This is a genomic window from Burkholderia sp. Bp9015, assembly GCF_003853505.1.
Taxonomy (GTDB): domain Bacteria; phylum Pseudomonadota; class Gammaproteobacteria; order Burkholderiales; family Burkholderiaceae; genus Burkholderia.
Window position 1 is genome coordinate 109,054 of sequence record NZ_QTPZ01000005.1, and the last position, 19,773, is coordinate 128,826.

At 68.6% G+C, this 19,773-nt stretch carries 18 protein-coding genes and 1 pseudogene; 10 read left to right on the forward strand and 9 right to left on the reverse strand.

Going from position 1 to position 19,773, the window contains the following annotated elements:
- Nucleotides 1–60: 60 nt before the first annotated feature.
- Complete coding sequence (locus DIE12_RS07860) at nt 61–1,413, reverse strand: DUF3999 domain-containing protein (RefSeq protein ID WP_124521392.1); 1,353 nt, start codon at nt 1,411–1,413, stop codon at nt 61–63.
- Nucleotides 1,410–4,817, reverse strand: a complete 3,408-nt coding sequence (locus DIE12_RS07865; protein ID WP_124521394.1) for a DUF2339 domain-containing protein — start codon at nt 4,815–4,817, stop codon at nt 1,410–1,412. Before DIE12_RS07865 ends, DIE12_RS07860 begins: the two co-directional genes overlap by 4 nt.
- Nucleotides 4,818–5,173: 356 nt before the next feature.
- Between DIE12_RS07865 and DIE12_RS07875 the strand changes: the two are divergent.
- The 4 genes and pseudogenes from DIE12_RS07875 to DIE12_RS07890 form a co-directional block, all read left to right on the forward strand.
- A pseudogene (locus DIE12_RS07875) lies at nt 5,174–6,585 on the forward strand (glycine betaine/L-proline ABC transporter ATP-binding protein); the annotation flags it as partial.
- Nucleotides 6,578–7,474, forward strand: coding sequence for a choline ABC transporter permease subunit (gene choW / locus DIE12_RS07880; RefSeq protein ID WP_044844439.1), 897 nt, complete (start codon nt 6,578–6,580; stop codon nt 7,472–7,474). The pseudogene DIE12_RS07875 and the gene choW, both read left to right, overlap by 8 nt.
- A gap of 117 nt (nt 7,475–7,591) precedes the next feature.
- Entirely contained in the window at nt 7,592–8,593 is a 1,002-nt protein-coding gene (locus tag DIE12_RS07885) for a GlxA family transcriptional regulator (protein WP_044844438.1), read from the forward strand.
- Between the two features lie 110 nt (nt 8,594–8,703).
- Nucleotides 8,704–9,651 (forward strand): choline ABC transporter substrate-binding protein, encoded by a 948-nt coding sequence (locus tag DIE12_RS07890; protein ID WP_124521396.1) that lies wholly within the window; start codon nt 8,704–8,706, stop codon nt 9,649–9,651.
- Between the two features lie 137 nt (nt 9,652–9,788).
- Here DIE12_RS07890 and DIE12_RS07895 read toward each other — a convergent pair whose 3' ends face one another.
- On the reverse strand, nt 9,789–10,214 hold the full coding sequence (locus tag DIE12_RS07895) for a PACE efflux transporter (protein ID WP_124485095.1): 426 nt from the start codon (nt 10,212–10,214) through the stop codon (nt 9,789–9,791).
- Nucleotides 10,215–10,403: 189 nt separating this feature from the next.
- Here DIE12_RS07895 and DIE12_RS07900 point away from each other — a divergent pair, with 189 nt between their 5' ends.
- Complete coding sequence (locus DIE12_RS07900) at nt 10,404–11,327, forward strand: LysR substrate-binding domain-containing protein (protein ID WP_124521398.1); 924 nt, start codon at nt 10,404–10,406, stop codon at nt 11,325–11,327.
- Between the two features lie 50 nt (nt 11,328–11,377).
- On the opposite strand, the gene DIE12_RS07905 is transcribed toward DIE12_RS07900, so the two are convergent.
- The 3 genes from DIE12_RS07905 to DIE12_RS07915 all read right to left on the reverse strand — a co-directional run bounded on the left by DIE12_RS07905 (nt 11,378) and on the right by DIE12_RS07915 (nt 13,396).
- A complete protein-coding gene (locus tag DIE12_RS07905) occupies nt 11,378–12,526 on the reverse strand; it encodes an exo-alpha-sialidase (protein ID WP_124521400.1) in 1,149 nt (382 codons plus the stop codon).
- A gap of 56 nt (nt 12,527–12,582) precedes the next feature.
- Nucleotides 12,583–12,852: a MoaD/ThiS family protein gene (locus tag DIE12_RS07910; protein WP_044844433.1), complete on the reverse strand. Its 270-nt coding sequence runs from the start codon at nt 12,850–12,852 to the stop codon at nt 12,583–12,585.
- 145 nt (nt 12,853–12,997) lie between these two features.
- Nucleotides 12,998–13,396, reverse strand: coding sequence for a nuclear transport factor 2 family protein (locus DIE12_RS07915; RefSeq protein WP_124521558.1), 399 nt, complete (start codon nt 13,394–13,396; stop codon nt 12,998–13,000).
- A 78-nt stretch (nt 13,397–13,474) separates the two neighbouring features.
- On the opposite strand from DIE12_RS07915, the gene DIE12_RS07920 reads away from it, so the two are divergent.
- Nucleotides 13,475–14,416, forward strand: coding sequence for a LysR substrate-binding domain-containing protein (locus DIE12_RS07920; RefSeq protein WP_124521402.1), 942 nt, complete (start codon nt 13,475–13,477; stop codon nt 14,414–14,416).
- Between the two features lie 28 nt (nt 14,417–14,444).
- On the opposite strand, the gene DIE12_RS07925 is transcribed toward DIE12_RS07920, so the two are convergent.
- Nucleotides 14,445–15,134, reverse strand: coding sequence for an aspartyl/asparaginyl beta-hydroxylase domain-containing protein (locus tag DIE12_RS07925; RefSeq protein WP_044844430.1), 690 nt, complete (start codon nt 15,132–15,134; stop codon nt 14,445–14,447).
- A gap of 204 nt (nt 15,135–15,338) precedes the next feature.
- Between DIE12_RS07925 and DIE12_RS07930 the strand changes: the two genes are divergently transcribed.
- Together DIE12_RS07930 and DIE12_RS07935 are read left to right on the forward strand one after the other, a co-directional pair.
- Nucleotides 15,339–15,683, forward strand: coding sequence for a DUF4148 domain-containing protein (locus DIE12_RS07930; protein ID WP_044844429.1), 345 nt, complete (start codon nt 15,339–15,341; stop codon nt 15,681–15,683).
- Between the two features lie 71 nt (nt 15,684–15,754).
- Nucleotides 15,755–16,045 (forward strand): DUF4148 domain-containing protein, encoded by a 291-nt coding sequence (locus DIE12_RS07935; RefSeq protein ID WP_124521560.1) that lies wholly within the window; start codon nt 15,755–15,757, stop codon nt 16,043–16,045.
- Nucleotides 16,046–16,311: 266 nt separating this feature from the next.
- Here DIE12_RS07935 and DIE12_RS07940 read toward each other — a convergent pair whose 3' ends face one another.
- Together DIE12_RS07940 and DIE12_RS07945 are read right to left on the reverse strand one after the other, a co-directional pair.
- Nucleotides 16,312–16,839: a cytochrome b gene (locus DIE12_RS07940; RefSeq protein ID WP_124521404.1), complete on the reverse strand. Its 528-nt coding sequence runs from the start codon at nt 16,837–16,839 to the stop codon at nt 16,312–16,314.
- Nucleotides 16,840–16,909: 70 nt separating this feature from the next.
- Entirely contained in the window at nt 16,910–17,224 is a 315-nt protein-coding gene (locus tag DIE12_RS07945; protein WP_124521406.1) for a hypothetical protein, read from the reverse strand.
- Nucleotides 17,225–17,475: 251 nt separating this feature from the next.
- On the opposite strand from DIE12_RS07945, the gene hpnI reads away from it, so the two are divergent.
- The gene (hpnI, locus tag DIE12_RS07950; RefSeq protein WP_124521408.1) at nt 17,476–18,645 is read left to right on the forward strand and encodes a bacteriohopanetetrol glucosamine biosynthesis glycosyltransferase HpnI; all 1,170 of its coding nucleotides are present in this window, start codon (nt 17,476–17,478) and stop codon (nt 18,643–18,645) included.
- Nucleotides 18,642–19,730, forward strand: a complete 1,089-nt coding sequence (locus DIE12_RS07955) for a lysylphosphatidylglycerol synthase domain-containing protein (RefSeq protein ID WP_124521410.1) — start codon at nt 18,642–18,644, stop codon at nt 19,728–19,730. Before hpnI ends, DIE12_RS07955 begins: the two co-directional genes overlap by 4 nt.
- The last annotated feature ends 43 nt before the right edge of the window (nt 19,731–19,773 follow it).

Here is a 19,773-nt window from a genome sequence, read left to right on the forward strand (position 1 = left end):
ACGGTGCGAGCGGCACCGGCCTGATTCGGCGTGCCGGTGTGCCGGCGTGGTGGCGTGGTCCTACTCGTCGCGAGCAGGCGTGTCGCCGCCGCCGCGTGCGAGGCGCCATGCGATCGTGCCGAGCACGCCGACCGCGACGACCAGCGCACCCCACAGCACGTAACGGCGGGCCGCATCCGTATCGGCTGCCGGCCCGGGCGGGACCGCCGAGGCCGGCAGCGCCGCACCGACGCGCGCGGGCCGTACCTCCGGCGCCATTCCGACCAGCAGCGCATCGCGGCTCACGGCCGACGACGGCAGCGACGCATTGCCGACACCGAGCGTGAACGGCGGCATGCCGCGCGCGACGAAGGTCAGGGCGGCCGGATGCCAGCCGACCGCGACGGCCGGCTGGCCGCCGCCGAGCCCGCCGTTGCGCATGTCGACGATGATTCGCCACGCGCGATCGGGATTCGATGCAAACGCCAGCGGCGGGTTGCGCTGTTCGCCGCCCTTGCCCTGCAGCCGGAACAGCACGGCATTGGCGACCTCGCGCCACGGCGCCTGCGCGTCGGGGCGACTCTGCAGCGTTGCGCGCGCAACCGTATTCGGTTGCGGCAGGTCGATGCGCACGCGGTCGACCGGATAGGCGCCATCGGTATCGAACAGATACTCGCCGGGCGCGCCGCCGGCCCGCACGTGTACGGCTTCGCGCCATTGACGCGGCACGGCAGCGGAGTCCGCCGTGCGCGCATCGTGCGGTTGCGTTTCGATCTCGATCGATCCGATCGCGGGCGCGCCGTCGAGCCAGTCGAGCCGCAGGTAGCGCGGCCCCGCGCCCTCGAGCGCGATGCGTTCCTGCACCAGCAGGTCGCCGCCGCGGCCGACCTTCAGCAGTTGCGTGCTGCCGAGCGAGCGCCAGCTGCGCAGGTCGTCGCTGGCTTCGACGGCGACACGGCCCTGGTAGCTGTCGTCGCTCACATGCACGAGCAGCGCGTCGACCTCGCCGTCCGCATGCGACAGGTCGACGAGATCTGCCGCATGTTTCGCGCGAGCCGGTGCGGTGACGGCCGCGCGCAGCGAGCCGTCCGGCGCGACCGACACGCCGAGCGGCGCCTGACCGTCGTCGGCGCGCGCGGGTGGCAGCGGGAACCAGTGCACCGGCGTGCGCGCCGGCGGCACGGCGGCCGCCGCAGGCGCATCGAGCGAATACGGCACGGGCTCGCCGGCGCCGTTGAACACGCGCACGTCGCCGAGATCGTCGCGCCGGCTGGCCGCATAGACGGCCTGCGGCACGGTGAGCTGGTAATACGCGGCGCTGCCGTCGAGATCGAGCGAGAAGCGCCGCGCGACGCGTTCCGCGCCGGGGGCGCCGTCGGCCGTCGCGAACGACGTCAGCAGGCTCAGGCCGAGCAGGGCTGCGAGTCGTTTCATGGTTGGGTGTCGCCCGGTTGGGCCGCGGCCTTCGGCGGCAGCGGCGAGAAATAGCCGATCAACAGCAGCAGGATGCCGATGCCGATGAACGACACGATGCGTTCGATGCCGGTGACGTGCGACAGGTCGAACAGGAACAGCTTGATCACCGTGAGCGCGAGGAGTGCGGCGCCGACGAACCACAGCGGACGCAAGCCGCGGCGCGTGGCCCCGATCATCGTCGCGAGCGCGCAGAGCGTCCAGTACACGGAGACCGACGCCTGCACGAGCGTCGATTCCGCCATCGCGTCGAATGCGTACGGCACGCCGGTCCAGTGATGCAGCGTGCGCAGCAGGATCGCGTTCAGCCACAGGAAGGCCGTTGCGCCGGCCGCGCCGAGCAGTTCGACGCGATAGTTGCCGAACGGCCAGCCGAGCGTGCGCGCACGCACGAACCACGACGCGGCGAGCGCATAGACCACCACCAGCACGAGGTCGAGCGGATTGAGCAGAGGAATGCGCGCCCAGCTGCCGCCGTCCTGCGTGAAGTTCGCGTAGAAGGTCCAGGCCCACATCACGACGATCAGCGGCAGCGACGCCAGCGCGCACACGCGCGCGATGCCGTTGCGGCGCGTCAGCCACATGCCGGCGAACGCGAACAGGCTCCAGCCGACCATGAACACCTGCTGGATGCCGAACGAGGACAGCACGGCGTCGATGTCGTAGGCCAGGTGGAAACGCTGATGCAGCGTGCGCAGCAGCAGCGCGTTGAACCACAGGAACACGGTCGCGAGCGCGGCGAGGTCGGCCGCCAGCGGATGCCAGGTGACCCCGAGCGTCTTCAGGCGGCGCAGCCAGGTGGCGAACGCGACGAAGATCAGCAGTTGCGCGACGTCGAGCGGATTGAGCAGCGGCAGCCAGAACAGCGGCGACGCATCGCCGTCGCTCGTCACGCTGGCGATGCTCCACAGCCACAGCAGCGCGGCGAGCGGCGCAGCCCCCCATACCTGATACGCGCGCGGGAACGCGGCGACCGGCCAGCGCAGGCGCGAGCCGGGGCCCGACACCAGCAGAAGCAGCGCGCCGAAGCCGTAGGCCCACGCGCTCCAGCTCCACGCGCCTTCGGGGACGAACGCGCGCAGGCGCCAGAAGCCCTCGAGCGAGAACAGCCCGCACAACGTCCAGAACATCAGCGTGTGCAACGGCGCGATCACGGGAACGGGGATGGCCGCCACGGCCAACGTGCCCGCCGCGCCCGCCGCGCCCGCCGCGCTCGCCGCCGGACCGGCTGCCGCCGTGCCGCGCGACTGCCGCAGCAGCAGCGCATAGCATGCGATGACGGCGATCGGCCACGCGAAGGCGCCCATGCCCGACAGCGGCGCCTCGTGCGAATCGAACGCGCGCAACGCGAGGAGCGCGAGCACCGGCGTCAGCGCGAGTGCCGGCCATTCGGCGATCGGCCACGCGAGCTTGCGGCGCGCGACGTGCGCGAGCCACGCGGTGCCGGCGGCGAACAGCGCGGTCGCGTCGACGACGAACCGGTCCGCATGCAGGTCGACGTGACGGCCCGCGTAGACGAGGATCTCGTGCAGTCCGCCGCTCAGCCACCACAACAGCCCCCACGCCGCGGCGGCCGCGCCGACGTCCGGCATCCACGCGTGCCACGCGCGCGCTTCGTCGCGTCCGTGCAGCCACCAGCCCGTGAACAGCCCGGCGAGCGCGATCAGCAGCATCGCGATGTATGCGCTGTTGAGCACCGGCAGCGCGTTCGTGTCGGCCGGGCCGAGCAGGCTCGTGAAGAATGCGCCGGCCGCGGCGATCTGCATCAGCAGGCCGAAGCCGAACGGCGCAAGGCGTTTCTCGCGCACGCCGACCCACACGATCGCCGCGCCTTCGATCGCCCACGCGGCACTGGTCGTCGGGCCCGAGAACGCGAGCGGCACCGCGAGCGTCGCGAAGATCACCGCGAGCGCGAGCATCGCTTCGAACAGCAGCGCGAGACGATCGCGGCGCCGCGCGAGCCAGGCGGCGATCGCGACATAGAACGCCGACAGCGCGACCGCGCTCCATGCGAGCCCGAACGGCATGTCCTTCACGAGCGACGCCTGCAGCGCGGTCGCGACGATCGGCGTGCCGAACACGAGCGTGCCGTCGACATAGTGACGCAGCGCCAGTTCGCGTTTCACCGCGTACAGCAGCGCGATGCCGACATACATCAGGAAGAACAGGATCAGGAACGGCTCGGTGGTCGCGAACAGCGCGGGGCGGTACGCCGTCACGCCCCACGCCGAGCCGATCGTGAACGTGAACACGAAGCCGAGCAGGTTCAGCGGACGCCAGGCCTTGAACCACGCGATCGCGAAGATGCCTGCGTTCAGCAGTGCGTAGTAGCTGAACAGCGCGACATGGCTGCCGTGGCCGGTCGACAGCAGCACCGGCGCGAGAAAGCCGCCCGCGCTGCCCATGAACGCGAGCGGCAGCGCGTTCTGCTTCACCGCGAGGAACGCGCTCAGCGCGCACACCGCGACCATCAGCGGGAACGCCGCGCCGACCGGCAGCAGCGCGTAGAGCTTGGTCGCGGCGAAGATCGTCAGGTACAGGATGCCGATGCCGCCACCCTGCAGCACGAGACCGTACGCCGCGCGGCGCGCACGCACGCGCCAGCCGATCGCGAGCAGCGCGGCCGCGGCGAGCGCCGTGCCGGCCAGGCGGAATTCGATCGGCAGCATGTCGTTGTCGGCCGCGTACTTGAGCAGGAATGCGACGCCGAAGAACAGCACGATGATGCCGACGCGCACGACCGTGTTGCCGCCGAGCAGCCAGTCGCGCGCCGCGCGGAGCGCGCGTTCGGCGATACCGGGTTCGCGGGGTTCGGGCGGGGCGGGTGGGGCGGGCGGCGTGGTCGTTGCGGGCGCACTCGTCGGTGCGCCGGCGGCAGCAGGTGCGGCGCTCGTCCGCGTGGCGACTGCCGGCGCGGGCGCGGGCGCGGACGTCGACGACGGCACGCCGGCGCTCGCGACCGCAGGCTGCACGGATGGTCGAGGCGGGATCGCGGCGGGCGCAGGCGTGATGGCGGAGGGAGGCGTCGACGGCACCTGCGCGGCGCTGCCGGTCGCTGCGGCACCGGCCTTCGCGCCGGCGAGCTGGCCGCGCAGCACGTCGAGCTCGCGCGTGAGCGCGTCGACCGTCGCTTCGAGGCGCGCGACGCGATCGGCGAGCGGCACGGGAGCGGGTTGCGGCGTCGCGGAAATCGCGAACGCGTCGGGGGGCGTACCGCCGTGCGTGTGCTTGCGTTGCTGCAGCGCGTAGCCGATGCAGAACCCGGCCGCCGCACCGAGCAGCGCGCCGTTGGCGGCGGAGAAATCCCCGAACAATGCGGCGATACCGCCCACGATGAAACCGATTGCGGCAAAAGCCCAATTCATCGCCTTGCTCCCTCTCTCATTTCGTTATCGTCCTTCGATCGTCGCGCGGCGCGATCGAGGCTGTTTCCGTATGGCCGGCAGGCGAACCGGCGTGCGCGGACTGCCGGCGCAGCGCCATGCGCAAGGCGCGCGGCGACGTCGCGATCGGCGTGTTTGCCGGAATGTATCACAATGGCCATGGGGGATTTTCTGGGTTGCGGGCGGGCCGCGAAGCATGGCTGCCGCGCGTTCGCGGCGCCCGTTTTCGTACGACCATTCTTTTTGCCGGCGCCGGGCAGGCGAACGGTCCGATCGGACGTGGAATTGTCGTAAAGCGACGCGCGGTTTTTGCGGGTTGTCGTAAAACGCCGCCGCTCGCGCGTCGCGCTGCTGCGCACAAGTCACGCCCGCGATGCCCGCCGGTGCTGGCTGTGCGCGTATTGCGTCGCCGCAATCGGGGGCCGCCGAGCGCCGCGCCCCGCCGGGCGGGCCTGCGGGGTGTGTCGTATTTGCGCAAGCGTTTGTCGTAATTCGTCGGCAGGTCGGGGTTTTTTCTGGCAACTATGTAGGCACGTTGAGTCACACGCGTGAGTCCCCGCTACACGAGGAGAAGGTTTCGATGGATGCCCCCAAGGTCGTAGTCGAAGGTCTGTGCAAGGTATTTGGAAGCAACCCGCAGCAGGCGCTCGACATGCTCGCCGCCGGCGCAACGAAAGACGATGTGCTCAAGCGTACCGGTCAGGTCGTCGGTGTGCACAACGTTTCGTTCGACGTGCAGGAAGGCGAAATATTCGTGCTGATGGGCCTGTCCGGCTCCGGCAAATCCACGCTGATCCGCCTCGTGAACCGGCTGGTCGATCCGAGCGCCGGCAAGGTGCTGATCGACGGGCTCGACGTCGCGTCGGCACGCCGCTCGGCGCTGACCGCGCTGCGCCGCAAGGACATGAGCATGGTGTTCCAGTCGTTCGCGCTGATGCCGCATCGCACCGTGGTGTCGAATGCCGCGTTCGGCCTCGAGGTCGCGGGCGTCGGCAAGAAGGAACGCGAACGCCGTGCGATGGAGGTGCTCGAGCAGGTCGGCCTCGCACCGTTCGCGCACAAGCTGCCGTCCGAGCTGTCGGGCGGCATGCAGCAGCGCGTCGGCCTGGCCCGCGCGCTGGCCGTGAACCCGTCGCTGATGATCATGGACGAGGCGTTCTCCGCGCTCGATCCGCTCAAGCGCCGCGAAATGCAGGACGTGCTGCTGCAACTGCAGAAGGAACAGCGCCGCACGATCATGTTCGTGTCGCACGATCTGGAAGAGGCGCTGCGCATCGGCAACCGCATCGCGATCATGGAAGGCGGCCGGCTCGTGCAGGTCGGCACGCCGCAGGACATCATCGCGAACCCGGCCGACGACTACGTGCGCGCGTTCTTCGACGGCATCGACACGAGCCGCTATCTGACGGCGGGCGACCTGATGCAGACGGGGGCCGTGCCGACCATGTCGAAGTGCGACGCCGCGAACGTCGCGGCGACGCTGAACGGCAGTGCCGAATATGCGTTCGTGCTCGACGCCGCACGCAAGATCCGCGGCTTCGTCACGCGCGAGGCGATCGGTCAGGACACGCCGTCGGTGCGGCCGATCGAAAGCATCCGGCGCGATGCGTCGCTCGAACATGTCGTCGCGCGCGTCGTCGCGAGCCCGAATGCACTGCCCGTCGTCGACGACGACGGCTGCTACTGCGGCTCGGTCGACCGCGCTCTTATCCTGAAGGCCATCACGCGTTCGCGAGGCTCCCATGTCTGAAATGATTCCGCTCGGTACCTGGGTCGACCAGTCCGTTCACTACCTGCTCGATCATGACGCGGCGACGTTCGATGCGATCGGCCGCGCGATCGAGGGGCTCGCCGCCTTCGTCGAGCACAGCCTGCAGGCGATCCCGATGTGGCTGATGATGGCGATCTTCATCGGCGTCGGCTTGTGGCGCGTGGGCTGGCGCTTCGCGCTGTTCACCACCGCGTCGCTGCTGCTGATCTTCGCGACGGGCTTCTGGGATCAGACGGTCATCACGCTCGGCCTCACGCTGTCGTCGACGATCATCAGCCTCGTGCTCGGCATTCCGCTCGGCATCTGGGCCGCGAAGAGCAAGTGGGTCGCCGCGATCGTGCGTCCGATCCTCGACCTGATGCAGACGATGCCCGCGTTCGTCTACCTGATTCCTGCCGCGATGCTGTTCGGTCTCGGCCGCGTGCCGGGGATCCTGTCGACGGTGATCTTCGCGATGCCGCCGGCCGTGCGCCTGACGAGCCTCGGCATCCGTCACGTGAACCGCGAGATCGTCGAAGCCGGCCAGGCATTCGGCTGCACGCCGTGGCAGCTGCTGTACAAGGTGCAGTTCCCGAACGCGCTGCCGTCGATCATGCAGGGCGTGAACCAGACCATCATGATGGCGCTGTCGATGGTGATCATCGCGTCGATGGTCGGCGCGGGTGGCCTCGGCAACGACGTGCTCGCAAGTATCCAGCGCCTCGACATCGGCCTCGGCTTCGAAAGCGGTCTGTCGGTCGTGCTGCTCGCGATCATTCTCGACCGCATCACCGAGAGCTTCGGCCGCGCGCCGGGCACCGCGAAAGCACCGCTGTTCTCGGGCCTGAAGCAGCTGTTCCGCGCGAAGGCCGCGCCCGCGCAAGCGTAAGCAACCGGCGGCCGGTTCGACTTCCGGCCGCCTCTTCCGATTCGATACCGGCTTCCGTGGCGTTTGCCACGGGGCTGGCTGCGTGCAACCTGCTCAACCGTTCGCCAGGAGCTCGATGTGACGTCCGCCGCCGCTGCCGCCGTGCCCGCCGCTCGCGTTTCACCGGTTTCGTCCCTTGCCCATTTCGGCTTCCTGACGCTGCCGCACTTCTCGATGATCGCGTTCTCGAGCGCGGTCGAAGTGCTTCGGATGGCGAACTACGTCGGGCGTGCCGATCACTACCAGTGGTCGATCTATTCGCTCGACGGTGCCCCCGTGCGGGCCAGCAACGGCATCGCGGTGCGGCCGACCCAGGCGCTCGACTACACGAACCTGCCCGACGTGATGATCGTGTGCGGCGGGATTCACATCCGCGAGGTGGTCGACGACGGCGCGCGCGACACGCTCGCGGCGCTCGCCGAACGCGGGCTGCCGCTGGGCGGCATCTGCACCGGCGCGTATGCGCTGATGTCGGGCGGCCTGCTCGACGGCTATCGCTGCACCGTGCACTGGGAGAACCTGTCCGCGCTGCATGCGGAGTTTCCGCAGGTGGGGTTCGCCGACGAGCTGTTCGTCGTCGATCGCGACCGGCTCACCTGCACCGGCGGCACCGCGCCGCTCGACCTGATGCTGAATCTCGTCGGCATGCGTTTCGGCCAGCAGCTCGCCGCGCAGGTGTCCGAGCAGTTCATCCTCGAACGCATCCGCAGCTCGACCGATACGCAGCCGATCCCCGTCGATGCGCGCGTCGGCTTCTCGCGCGCGGAACTGATCGAAGTGGTGCGGCTGATGGAAGCGAACATCGAGGAGCCGCTGTCGCTCGAGGAACTCGCGCGGCTCGTGCGGCTGTCGCAGCGTCACCTGCAGCGGATGTTCAAGGTGTACCTGAACGTGTCGCCCACTCACTATTACCTCACGCTTCGGCTGAAACGCGCGCGCGACCTGCTGCGCACTACGGATGCGTCGATCGCGCGCGTGACGACGACGTGCGGATTCCATTCGCCGTGTCACTTCAGCAAGGCGTATCGCGCGCAGTTCGGTCACGCGCCGAGCTACGAGCGACGGTTGCCGGGGCGCTGACGCAACCCGCGCGAACCATTCGGTCCGCGACGCCGCCGGGATCGCGGCGCGCGGCTTCAACCATCGATCCCGCCCCCATGAAAAACGACGTCACTTTGAGGAGAAGACAGATGAAGCGCCAATTGATCGCAGCGGTATGCGGGATCGGGATGGCCGCGCCGATGTCGGCGGTTTATGCGGCCGACCCGCCCGTATGCAAGAACGTGCGCTTCGCGGACGTCGGCTGGACCGACATCGCTGCCACCACCGGTCTTGCAGCGACGATGCTGCAGGGGCTCGGCTACGCGCCGACCAAGACGATCGCGTCGGTGCCGATCACGTTCGCGGGCATCAAGAGCAAGCAGATCGACGTGTTCCTCGGCTACTGGTCGCCGACGATGGACCCGATCATCCAGCCGTTCACGAAGGCCGGCACGATCAAGGTGCTCGCCACGCCCAACCTGACCGGCGCGAAATACACGCTCGCGGTGCCCGACTACGTGTACCAGGGCGGCCTGAAGTCGTTCGCCGACATCCAGAAGTACGCCGACAAGCTCAACGGCAAGATCTACGGGATCGAACCGGGCAACGACGGCAACCTGCTGATCAAGAAGATGATCGACGGCAACCAGTTCGGCCTCGGCAAGTTCAAGATGGTCGAGTCGAGCGAGGCCGGGATGCTGGTCGAGGTGAACCGCGCGATCCGCGACAAGCAGTGGATCGTGTTCCTCGGCTGGGAACCGCATCCGATGAACGTGCAGATGAAGATCGACTACCTGAGCGGCGGCGACGACGTGTTCGGCCCGAACTACGGCGAGGCGAAGGTGCTGACGGCCACGCCGCCGGACTACGCGCAGCGTTGCCCGAACGTCGCGAAGTTCGTGTCGAACCTGCAGTTCACGACGTCGATCGAGAACCACGTGATGTTGCCGATCATGAACAAGGAAGACCCGAACAAGGCCGCCGCCGAGTGGCTGAAGGCGAATCCGCAGGCGCTCGACAAGTGGCTGGCCGGCGTGACGACGCTCGACGGCAAGCCGGGCCTGCCGGCGGTGAAGGCGTATCTCGGCGTGCATTGAGCGTCGACGTGACCGACGCGCTCGCCGAAGGCGGCGCGCCGGCGTGATGAAACGCGGCCCTCCCGTATCGTGCGGGCGGGCCGCGTTGCTTTCGGGCTGCGCGTCGATCGGCGCGAAGCCGGCCCGCGAACACCTCGTCACGATTCCTTCGTCGCCGCCGGCACATCGAACACGCGATCGAACGCCCACTGGAACACGAACGCGTAGCAGAAGAAGAACGCGAACAGCCCGATGTCGACGACGAACGCGTCGAACCACGAGATGTCGAGCCACCACGATACGACCGGCACGAGGATGAAGATGAGCCCGCCCTCGAAGCCGGTCGCATGCAGGATCCGTCGCGCGAGCGTGCGCGCGGGCTGCCGGCGCGACGCTTCCCAGCGCTCGAACAGCGCGTTGAAGATCATGTTCCACAGCAGCGCGATCGCCGACATCGTCGCGGACAGCGCGCCCGAATAGACCAGACCCTGCTTGAAGAGCGCCGCGATCGCGGGCGAGATGCAGGAAATGGCGATCGCTTCGTAGAGCACCGCCTGCGTGATCCTGCGCGGTAGGCCTTGCACGTTGGTTCTCCGGTTCGACGGTTGCTGGTGCGTCGATGGTTGGGCGGTGGGTTGGCCGCTACTGCGTGCCGCGGCCGCCGTGCCGCGACGTCCCGGAAGGCTACCCGCGTTGCGCGCGCGCCTCAATTCACCTAATCTCACGCGGATTGAATCGAATTCAACCTGGCCGGATCCGGCCCGCGAGGCCTCGTGTTCTCGAAAATTCCCCTGACTGCATTGCGTGTATTCGAGTCGTGCGCGCGGCTCGGCACGTTCAAGGCGGCCGCCGACGAACTTTCCGTGACGCCGGCGGCCGTGTCGCATCAGATCAAGTCGCTCGAAAGCCGGCTCGGCGTGCTGCTGTTCGAGCGTGGCGCGAGCGGCGTGCGGTTGACGGACGAGGGCGGGCAACTGTTTCGCGCGTGTCACGACGCGCTGCTCGGCATGAGCCGCGGGCTCGATGCGCTGCGGCCCGCGGCGGCCGATACGCGCACGCTGGTGCTGACCACCACGCCCGCGTTCGCCGCGATGTGGCTGATTCCGCGGCTCGGCCGGTTCCGGCGCGTCGATCCGCAGTTGCACATCAAGGTGGAAACCGGCAACGCGCTCGTCGATCTCGAACGCGACGCGCGGGTCGATCTCGCGATCCGCGCGACGTCGCGCACATTTCCCGCGCTGCACGAGATCGCGCTGATCGACGAGTATTTCGGCGCGTATGCGGCGCGCGGCCTCGACGTCGGGCGCGCGAACGAGCGTATCGAGCTGATCGAGACCACCTGGGATACGCCGCTTCCCGTGTCGGTCGACTGGGCATCGTGGTGCCGTGCGGCCGGTCGCGAAGCATGGCTCGAGCGCGCGGTGTTCCGCCATTACGACGACGAGCATTACGCGCTGCAGGCCGTGCTGCATGGGCAGGGTGTCGGGCTGCTCAGTTCGGTGCTGGCCGCCGAGCACGTCGAACGCGACGCGCTGACGCCGATCGATGCATCGGTGCGGCTCGCCGGCGCGCGTTTCGTCGCGCTGTGCCGGCCCGGGCGAGAGCGCGAGCCGCGGGTCCGGCGGTTTCTCGACTGGCTTGAAGCGGAAATCGTGCAGACGCGCGACGCGGTCGCGCGGATCGCGCCGCCGACGTAAAGCAACGGGCGGGCGCTTGCCGTCGGCACGCGCTGCGTGTGAGTCGTTCGTTATCCGAAGCGCACGCAATACACCGGTGGCAAATGCGCGGAGACCTGCCGCCAGTTTTCGCCGCCGTCCGCGGAGGTCCATAACCCGCCCGTCGTCGACGCCATCGCGAGACGCGTGCCGGAGTCGTCCACCGCGAGCCCGTGCCGATAGACGAGATCGTAGGCCGGCGCAGGCGGCAACCCGTTCGACAGGCTCTCGAAGCTGCGGCCGCCGTCGCGCGTGCGCGTGACGACGAAGCGGCCGTTCACCGGAATCCGGCACGCATCCTTCACGGCGGGGACGAACCACGCAGTGTCGGGGTCTGCCGGATGCACGGCGACCGCGAAGCCGAAGCTCGATGGCTGCGCTTCGATCCGCTGCCAGTGCGCGGCACCGTCGGTCGAGCGGAAGATCGCGCAGTGATGCTGGGTCCACAGCACATCGGGGTTGGCCGCGCACTGGACGACGCGATGCGGGTCCTGCACGTTGGGTTCGCCGCGCCGCTCGGGCGGCATGTAGTCGGCCTCCATGCCGTCGGCGCTGACGCGCCAGGTCGCGCCGCCGTCGAAGGTCTGCCAGACGCCGCCGCACGAGATGCCGATCGTCACGTGCCGGCTGTCGCGCGGATCGACCATCACCGAATGGATGCCCGGCGCATCGTAGCCGCCACCGAACCACTCGGGGCGCTCCGGGCGATCCCACAGCGGGCGGTTGAGCGCCCACGAATCGCCGCCGTCATCGGAGCGGAAGAGGCCGCCCGGTATCGTGCCGGCCCACAATACGCCCGGTTCGTCCGCGCCGCCGGTTTCGAGCGACCAGATCTGCTGAAGCGTCCACGGCGGGCGGGGCGGGGTGGGCGCTTCGTCGTGCGCGTCGCCGGTGCCGGCATGGGCGCTGACGTCGGCGCGCAGTTCATCGGCGGGCTGCGGCGGATAGACGGGGACCGCACATTCTTCCCATGCGGCGGCACCGGCACGCCTGCGGTGCAGCTTGACCCCGAAATGGCCGAGATTGAGCGCCGCGTACAGCGTGCCGTCGCGCGGGTCGGCCAGTGCCATGCTGACCGGTTCGCCGACGAAGTGCGGCTCGCCGAGCGCCCAGCCGCCGTTGCCGTCGGCGTGCAGCACGAACAGGCCCTTGCGGGTCGCGACGAGCAGTCGATCGTTCATGTCGGATGTCTCCTGTGGGCGCGGCCGCGCGCTCGTTTGGATGGCGATGCGTCCCTTTATCCGCCGGACAGCGCCTGCACGACGTACACGCGGCTGCCGTTGCCGAGCGGATCGGACAGATGTTGCCGGTCGCGTACCGGCTGGCCGTCGATGAACACCGACAGGTGCTTTCGCAGCGCGCCCTGGTCGTCGACGATATAGCCGCGCAGCCGCGGCTGTTCACCGAAGACGGTTTCAAGCGCTTCGCCGAGCGTCCGTGCGTCGATGTCGCGCTCGGGCGTGTCGATATGGCGCTGGATCGACGCCGCGAAGAAGAGGTGTGCCATGGCGGTGGCTGGCAGGAGCCGTGCGGGGGGACGGTCTGTAGTGTAGGCGATCGATCGGGCCGGCAGCGACATTGCCGTACGGCCGGCGGCGCGGCGACGTTGCTGCGCCGCGCAACGGCCGTGGTGCCTGATCCCCGTCGATGCGCTATGCGTACTTGTCGCCGACCGTGCTGCGGATCTGATAGGTGTCGTAGACGATGATCATGCGCTCGATGCGCGCGTCGTCGTCGAATTCGAAGACGTCGACACACTCGAATTGCACCGCGGTGCCGTCCTTCAGTCCCCAGTCGTAGACGAAATAGCCGGTGGCCCGACGTGCGCCCGTGGCGCTGACGCAGATGTCGATCGGCGTGATCCGGCTTTGTCCGGAGGCCGCCGCGACTTTTTCGAAGAAGGGCAGTGGCGACATCCAGCCGAGGAACGGCGAAAATATCTGCGCATCCGGCGTGAACAATGCGCAGATCGCGGCGACGTTGCCGCTCTCGAGCGCTTTGAGGTAGGTATCGACCTGCCGCGTGTATAGTGCGTCGGACGACGAGACCATGGTATTTCTCCGCTGATTGTTGACGAGCCAGCCACGACAGCCGTCGCGAACCGGTTCAACCACGATAGCGATGCAGCGATGACCGAACAAACGAATAATCCGCAACCCGGGTATGCCGCCCGCGCATATCCGCTCGCGGATCTCACCCGTGCGCTGCCGCCGCTGACGGCATTCCAGGCGTTCGTCGCCGCCGCCGAACTCGGCAGCTTCAACCGCGCGGCCGAGCATCTGTGCCGGACCCAGGGTGCGGTGAGCCGTCAGGTGCAGCAACTCGAAGCGCATTACCGGTGTGCGTTGTTCGTCCGTCATGCGTCGGGATTGACGTTGACCGCGGAAGGCGGCGCGCTGCTGACGGTGGCCGTCGACGTACTCTCGCAACTGGCGCAACACGCGCGCGCGCATGCGCATGCCGCGTCGACTCTCACATTGCGCTTGCCCTCCACGTTCGCGATTCGCTGGCTGCTGCCGCGGCTGTCGGCGCTCAATCATGCGTTGCCGCGCACGGAGTTGCGCATTCACACGTCGGCGGACGACACGCCGGATTTCACCGACGCCGGTTTCGATGCGATCGTCGTGCGCGGCAGCGGAAGCTGGGCGGGCATGGTGGCCGTGCCGCTGTTCGACGAGTGCCTCACGCCGATGTGTACGCGCGAGGCGGGCGCGGTGCTGAAGTCGATCGCCGATCTCGCGCACGCGACACTGCTGCATCCCGCCAGCAATCGCGACGAATGGCGATGCTGGCTGGACGCCGTCGGCGCAACGCAGGTCGACCCGGGCACCGGGCTCGTGTTCGATACGCTCGAGCTGACATTGACGGCCGCGTCGGACGGGCACGGCGTCGCGATCGGCGATCCGCGCATGGCGGCGGATCGGCTGGAAGCCGGCGCGCTGGTCGCGCCGTTTCCGGAGGTGGTGCGCAACGGTCTGGGCTACTACCTCGTGTACCCGGTGCAGCGCGCCGCTCAACCCGCGATTCAAGCGCTCACGGAGGTGCTGACGCGGCTTGCGCGCGAGGATTGACCGCAAGGCGCGTGCGCCGGGCGGGTTGCTAAACCGGAATCGACCGCCCCCGCACCCTGATCCCGAGCCGCACGACGCCGATCACCGCATTCGACAGCCACATCAGCAAGCGCGGCATGCCGCGCCGGCGGATATCGAGCAGCAGCACGATCCGCACTTCGTCGCTGTCGTTCCACACTTCGTGCACGAAGGTGTCGTCCCACAGCAGGAAGCAGCCTTCGTCGAGCCGGTAGTCGCGGCCGTCGACCTTCAGCACGGCGGCCGGCGTACCATCCGCGCGCTTCGGCATCGACAGCACCAGATAACCGCGCAGGATGCCGCGGAACGGCCCGCGATGCGGCGGGATGTGCTTGCCGGGCGCGAGGAACGACAGCGACGCGGACAGCACGTCCGGCGACGCCGCGACGATCGATTCGACGGTCGGGCAGCGCGACAGGTTGCGCGGGAACGGCTGGCCGTAAGCCTGCATGATGAACATCCGCCAGTCGCGCGCATCGTTGGCCGAGATGTCGTGCTGCTCGCGCATGATCTCGTGGAAGCGCGGGATGCGCGGCAGGTCGCGCGCGACGGCCAGCGCTTCCGCGCGAATGGCCGGCCACGCACGAACGAATCGCTCGGCGTCGGGAAACGCGGCCGTATCGAGCACGGCGCCGCCGTCGAGATGGCGATCGTACAGCGTGCGAAGCAGGCCGGCTGCATAGTCGTAAGCGACGGACATGATCGAGGGGCGATCCACAAGGTGTCGTCAGTCTGCCCCACGTGCGGTGGGGCCTGCGTTACGTCAGGTTACGCCGGCTGACGAAAGAATGACAGATCGGTGAAGGTCCGGTGCGAGCGCTCCGGCATTCCGGGAATAAACGTATGCCCCGCGTCGTCATACGGGTGTAGCACCTCGTTTCGTTGACTTCCGAAGGAGTGGAGCATGAATACGCATTGGCTGGTGGCCGCCACGGTGGCGGCGATGTCCGTCGCGAGTGTCGCGACGCCTGCGTCGGCACAGGCACTGACGCGCGCGCAGGTCAGGCAGCAACTGATCGACGCCGAAACCAACGGGCTGCGCTTCGTGACCGATACGTCGTATCCGGACGTAAGTCCGCTGTTCCAGCAGCAGGCCGGGCAACTTCCTCGGCATCAGGCCGAAACCGCGGTCGGCGGCGATCCGGCGGGGACGTCCGATGCGGGCAGGCCGGCGGCGCAACCGACCCGTCCGCGCCCGGCCGCATGCGTCGGCCCCGAGAGCTTTTGCACGCCGTATTTCGGAAGCTGACGCAGCGGACCGCCGCGGCGGGTTCGACATTCACGAAGGTTGATCGGCACGCAACATTGAAGGAGTTGATGATGAAAACTTATATCGCACTACTGATGATGATCGGCGCAATCTCCGGTCAGTCCGCATTCGCGCAATCGAATGCGCCGCTCACGCGTGCCCAGGTTCGCGAGGAGCTGATTCGTCTGGAAGCGGCCGGGTACGATCCGTCGAAGGGGGACGACGGCGAATATCCGGCGGACATTCAGGCCGCGCAGGCGAAGCTCGCCGAGCAGGATCGCGCGAGGATGGCGGCTTCGGCTTCGGCTTCGGCTGCCGCGCCTGCGCCGGCCTCCGTCATGCCGGCGCAGGCCGGCAACTAGGAGCCGACATGTACGTGTGTGTCTTCAGGCCGTCGTGTTCGCGGTGCGGCGATACGCATGCCGTTCGCGGCACGCGGCCCGGTCGAACGGCACGGACGGCCAGGCCGTCGATCGCGCGCCGCTTCGCGCGGCGCCGAGACCGTCTCGTTGCCCGATTCCGTTGGGCGCGCAGGTGGATCGCGGGATGAGCGGCGATGCGGGCGAGATGCGATCCGCGATCGGCGGACTGCTGTCCGCGATGGCGCGCAAGGATGCCGGCGGCGGGATTACCAGGGCATCATCCGCTGCATGACCTGGTCGCGCAGGATGAAACGATGCGCGACCGCGGCCGCGACGTGAAGGCAGATGCCGCCGAACAGCACCCACGCGAGGATGCCGTGCACGTCGCCCATCGCATGCCCGAATCCCGATCCGGCCGCCGACAGCGCAGGCAGCGGCACGATGCCGAGCAGCGTCACGGCCCAGGCACGCGACGACGCATTGATCCAGCCGAGCAACGGCACCGCGATCAGCAGCGCATAGAGCCCGAAGTGCGTCGCGCCGGACACGGCGCGCATCGCGGGCGACAGCTGGTCGGCGGGCGGACGATGCGTCACGCGCCAGAGTACGCGGCAAGCCATCGCGGCGAGCAGCGCGGTGCCCACGATCAGGTGCGCGGCGATCAAGCCGACCGGTTGCGTATCGCGATGCACGTCGGGCATCGTCCAGCCGATTGCATACTGCGCGACGACGAGCGCCACGATCAGCCAGTGGAGAAGGCGTGCGACTGCATCGTATCGGGCGGAGGTAGACATGAAAGCTCCTGGCAAGCGGGTGGGGACCGTATCTTCCGGAGGATTCTACGGCCGAATCCTTAACAAAACGTTAAGCGTGCGGCCGCGCATCGGATTCGCCCCGTGACGCATGCGCGCTCTCGACCCGGGCGGCGTCGGCCGACGGCAACACGATCGCGACGCCGGTGCCGTATCCGCCGATGCCGGGCCCGAACCGCACGCGGCCGCCGAACCATCGCGCGATGCGCCGGATGATCGACAGCACGGACCCGCTGCCGGGCTGCTTGTGCGCCGGATCGTCGGTTACGAGCGCCACCAGGGAGTGTGTCGTGCCAGCCGGACTGTTTGCGCCGAGCGTACCCGAAGCGTCTTTCACGGCGATGACATTCCGCATCCGGACCGTCATCGCGACCGCGATCCTGTCGGCCCGTAAGGTGGCCCACGCGGCGTTCAGGGCCGCGGACGTTCGCGGCTGTGCGCGCGTGACCGGAATCGATCGCCGCACGGTAGTCGTGTCATCTGATTGCGCGTACCGTCGGTTGGTCGTCCTTGATATCCGGCTCAACGGGAATCGACACGGCGGCGTGTCCGGGCGAGCGCGCGTTCGCGCGTGCCGGCCGGGGCGTCGCGGTCATTGGGTCACCACTGGGGAGAAGCATGATCCTGTTGCATCTGCTGCACGCGCTGGCCGGCGCGATGTCGATCGCCTGCGGACTGGGCGTGTTGCTCGGCATTGCCTACACGGTCACGGCCAGCGTGCTGGTCGGCCGGTTCTTTTCCCGCGCGCGGGCGGTGCCGTGCGATTATCCGGGCGTGACCGTCGCGAAGCCGCTGCACGGCGACGAATGGAATCTCGTACAGCATCTCGAAAGCTTCTTCGTGCAGGATTATCCGGGGCCGGTACAGCATCTGTTCGGCGTGCACGATGCGGGCGACGCGGCGCTCGCGGCCGTCGAAACGTTGCGCAGGCGCCATCCGGACGCGAACATCAAGGTCGTCGCCGACGCGCGACTGTACGGGCCGAACCGCAAGATCGCGAACCTCGTCAACATGCTCGAACACGCGGAACATTCAGTGCTGTGTCTTGCCGACAGCGACGTGCTGGTCGAGCGCGATTATCTGCGTGCCGTCGTCGGCGCGCTGCAGCAGCCGGAAGTCGGCATCGTGACGAGCGTGTATCGCGGCATCGCGTCGCCGGGCTTCTGGCCTGGTGTCGCCGTCGCGATGACGAACTACCATTTCCTGCCGGGCGTCATCACGGGGCTTTTCATCGGGCGCGCCCGTCCGTGCTTTGGCCAGACGATTGCGATCACGCGCGCGACGCTCGAACGCATCGGCGGGCTCGCGCGTTTCGCGCATCACCTGGCCGAGGATCACGCGCTCGGCGAAGCAGTGCGGCAGGTCGGCGCGCAGGTCGTCGTCCCGCCGTTGGTCGTCGGGCACGCCTGTGTCGAAGAGACGTTCGCCACGCTGTACGCGCACGAATTGCGCTGGAGTTGCACGATCCGCGCGGCGGACCGGCTCGGTCACGCCGGGTCGGTGCTGATGCACCCGTTGCCGCTGGCGATGCTGGCCGTGCTGTTTTCCGGCGGCACGCTCGCCGCCTGGGGGCTGGCGTTCGCGGCGCTCGTCGCGCGGGCGCTGCTGATGTTGAAGACGAGCCGCGCCACCGGCGCGGGTCTGCGCGGCGCGCTCTGGTTGCCGTTCGTCGATTTCCTGCAGTTCGTGGTGTTCGTGTCGAGTTTCTTCTCGTCGCACGTCGTCTGGCGCGGCACGCGCTTTCGCGTCGACCGCGAGGGCTTGCTGTCGCCCGCGGGGAAATCATGACGCACGACACGCATGCCGACCTCGAAGGCGCGGACCGGCGGTCCGAGCGTTGCGACGCGCGCCTGCGGCAAGCGGGGCGCGCGGCGGCGCTGGCCGGGCTGGTGCTCGCGGTGTGGCTGGTCTGGCGCGAGCATCCGCTGGAGATCCTGCACCGGCTGAGGATCGCCGGCGCCGGGTTGCTGGTCGCCGCGCTGGCCCACATCCTGCCGATGCTTGCGAATGCGTGGGACTGGCGGATGCTGATCCGCGGCCCGCGCCGGCCGTCGTTCGCGACGATGCTCAAGCTCGTGTGGATCCGCGAATCGATCAACGGATTGTTGCCGGTCGCGCGAATCGGCGGCGAGATCGTGTCGTTCGGCCTGCTGCGGCAGGCGGGCGTACGCCCGGCGACCGCCGTGGCGAGCCTCGTCGCCGACATGCAGCTGACGTTGATCAGCCAGCTCGTGTTCGCGCTGGTCGCGATCGGCTACGTGCTCGAACACGTATCGTCCGATGCCGCGCAGGTTGCCGCGCGCCTCGCCATCGGCATGGCGGCGCTGGTGCCGGTGCTGCTGCTGTTCGCACTGGTTCAGCACGCGCGGCCGTTCGAGCGCGCGATGCGCGTGGTCAACCGCGTCACGAGCGGCAAGGTGGTGGCGCTGGTCGGCGAATCGGCACGCACCGATCAGTCGATCCTTGTGATCTGGCGCAAGACGGGTATCGTCGTCCGCTATCTGGTGATCTGGCAGACGCTGCAGTTCGCCGGCTATGCGCTGGAAATCTGGCTCGCGCTGCGTTTTCTCGGCGCCGATCCGACGTTCGCGCAGGCGCTCGCGATCGAAGCGCTGATCCAGCTGCTGAGCAGCATCGCGTTCCTGATGCCGGGCGGGCTGGGCGTGCAGGAGGGCGGGTTCGTGCTGATCGGCGGGCTGCTCGGGTTCGACGCGCCGACCTGTCTGGCGCTCGCCGGCGCGCGACGAGTGCGCGATCTGCTGTTCTATCTGCCCGGATTGCTGGCGTGGCAGCATGCGGCCGGCGCGGCGCGCTCGCCATCCGGCGCGAAGCGCGCATCGATACACGTCGGGGAGTCCGCCGGGCCGCGCTGATGCGGCCGGGCGTTGCCGGCCTGCCGGGCGGGCAGCGGCGACG

Excerpts from the sequence above, each read along its gene's own strand:
- DIE12_RS07860 (WP_124521392.1), bottom strand. The coding sequence starts at position 1,413 with ATGAAACGACTCGCAGCCCTGCTCGGCCTGAGCCTGCTGACGTCGTTC.
- DIE12_RS07865 (WP_124521394.1), bottom strand. The coding sequence starts at position 4,817 with ATGAATTGGGCTTTTGCCGCAATCGGTTTCATCGTGGGCGGTATCGCC.
- choW (WP_044844439.1), top strand. The coding sequence starts at position 6,578 with ATGTCTGAAATGATTCCGCTCGGTACCTGGGTCGACCAGTCCGTTCAC.
- DIE12_RS07890 (WP_124521396.1), top strand. The coding sequence starts at position 8,704 with ATGAAGCGCCAATTGATCGCAGCGGTATGCGGGATCGGGATGGCCGCG.
- DIE12_RS07905 (WP_124521400.1), bottom strand. The coding sequence starts at position 12,526 with ATGAACGATCGACTGCTCGTCGCGACCCGCAAGGGCCTGTTCGTGCTG.
- DIE12_RS07910 (WP_044844433.1), bottom strand. The coding sequence starts at position 12,852 with ATGGCACACCTCTTCTTCGCGGCGTCGATCCAGCGCCATATCGACACG.
- DIE12_RS07915 (WP_124521558.1), bottom strand. The coding sequence starts at position 13,396 with ATGGTCTCGTCGTCCGACGCACTATACACGCGGCAGGTCGATACCTAC.
- DIE12_RS07920 (WP_124521402.1), top strand. The coding sequence starts at position 13,475 with ATGACCGAACAAACGAATAATCCGCAACCCGGGTATGCCGCCCGCGCA.
- DIE12_RS07925 (WP_044844430.1), bottom strand. The coding sequence starts at position 15,134 with ATGTCCGTCGCTTACGACTATGCAGCCGGCCTGCTTCGCACGCTGTAC.
- DIE12_RS07930 (WP_044844429.1), top strand. The coding sequence starts at position 15,339 with ATGAATACGCATTGGCTGGTGGCCGCCACGGTGGCGGCGATGTCCGTC.
- DIE12_RS07935 (WP_124521560.1), top strand. The coding sequence starts at position 15,755 with ATGAAAACTTATATCGCACTACTGATGATGATCGGCGCAATCTCCGGT.
- DIE12_RS07940 (WP_124521404.1), bottom strand. The coding sequence starts at position 16,839 with ATGTCTACCTCCGCCCGATACGATGCAGTCGCACGCCTTCTCCACTGG.
- DIE12_RS07945 (WP_124521406.1), bottom strand. The coding sequence starts at position 17,224 with ATGACGGTCCGGATGCGGAATGTCATCGCCGTGAAAGACGCTTCGGGT.
- hpnI (WP_124521408.1), top strand. The coding sequence starts at position 17,476 with ATGATCCTGTTGCATCTGCTGCACGCGCTGGCCGGCGCGATGTCGATC.
- DIE12_RS07955 (WP_124521410.1), top strand. The coding sequence starts at position 18,642 with ATGACGCACGACACGCATGCCGACCTCGAAGGCGCGGACCGGCGGTCC.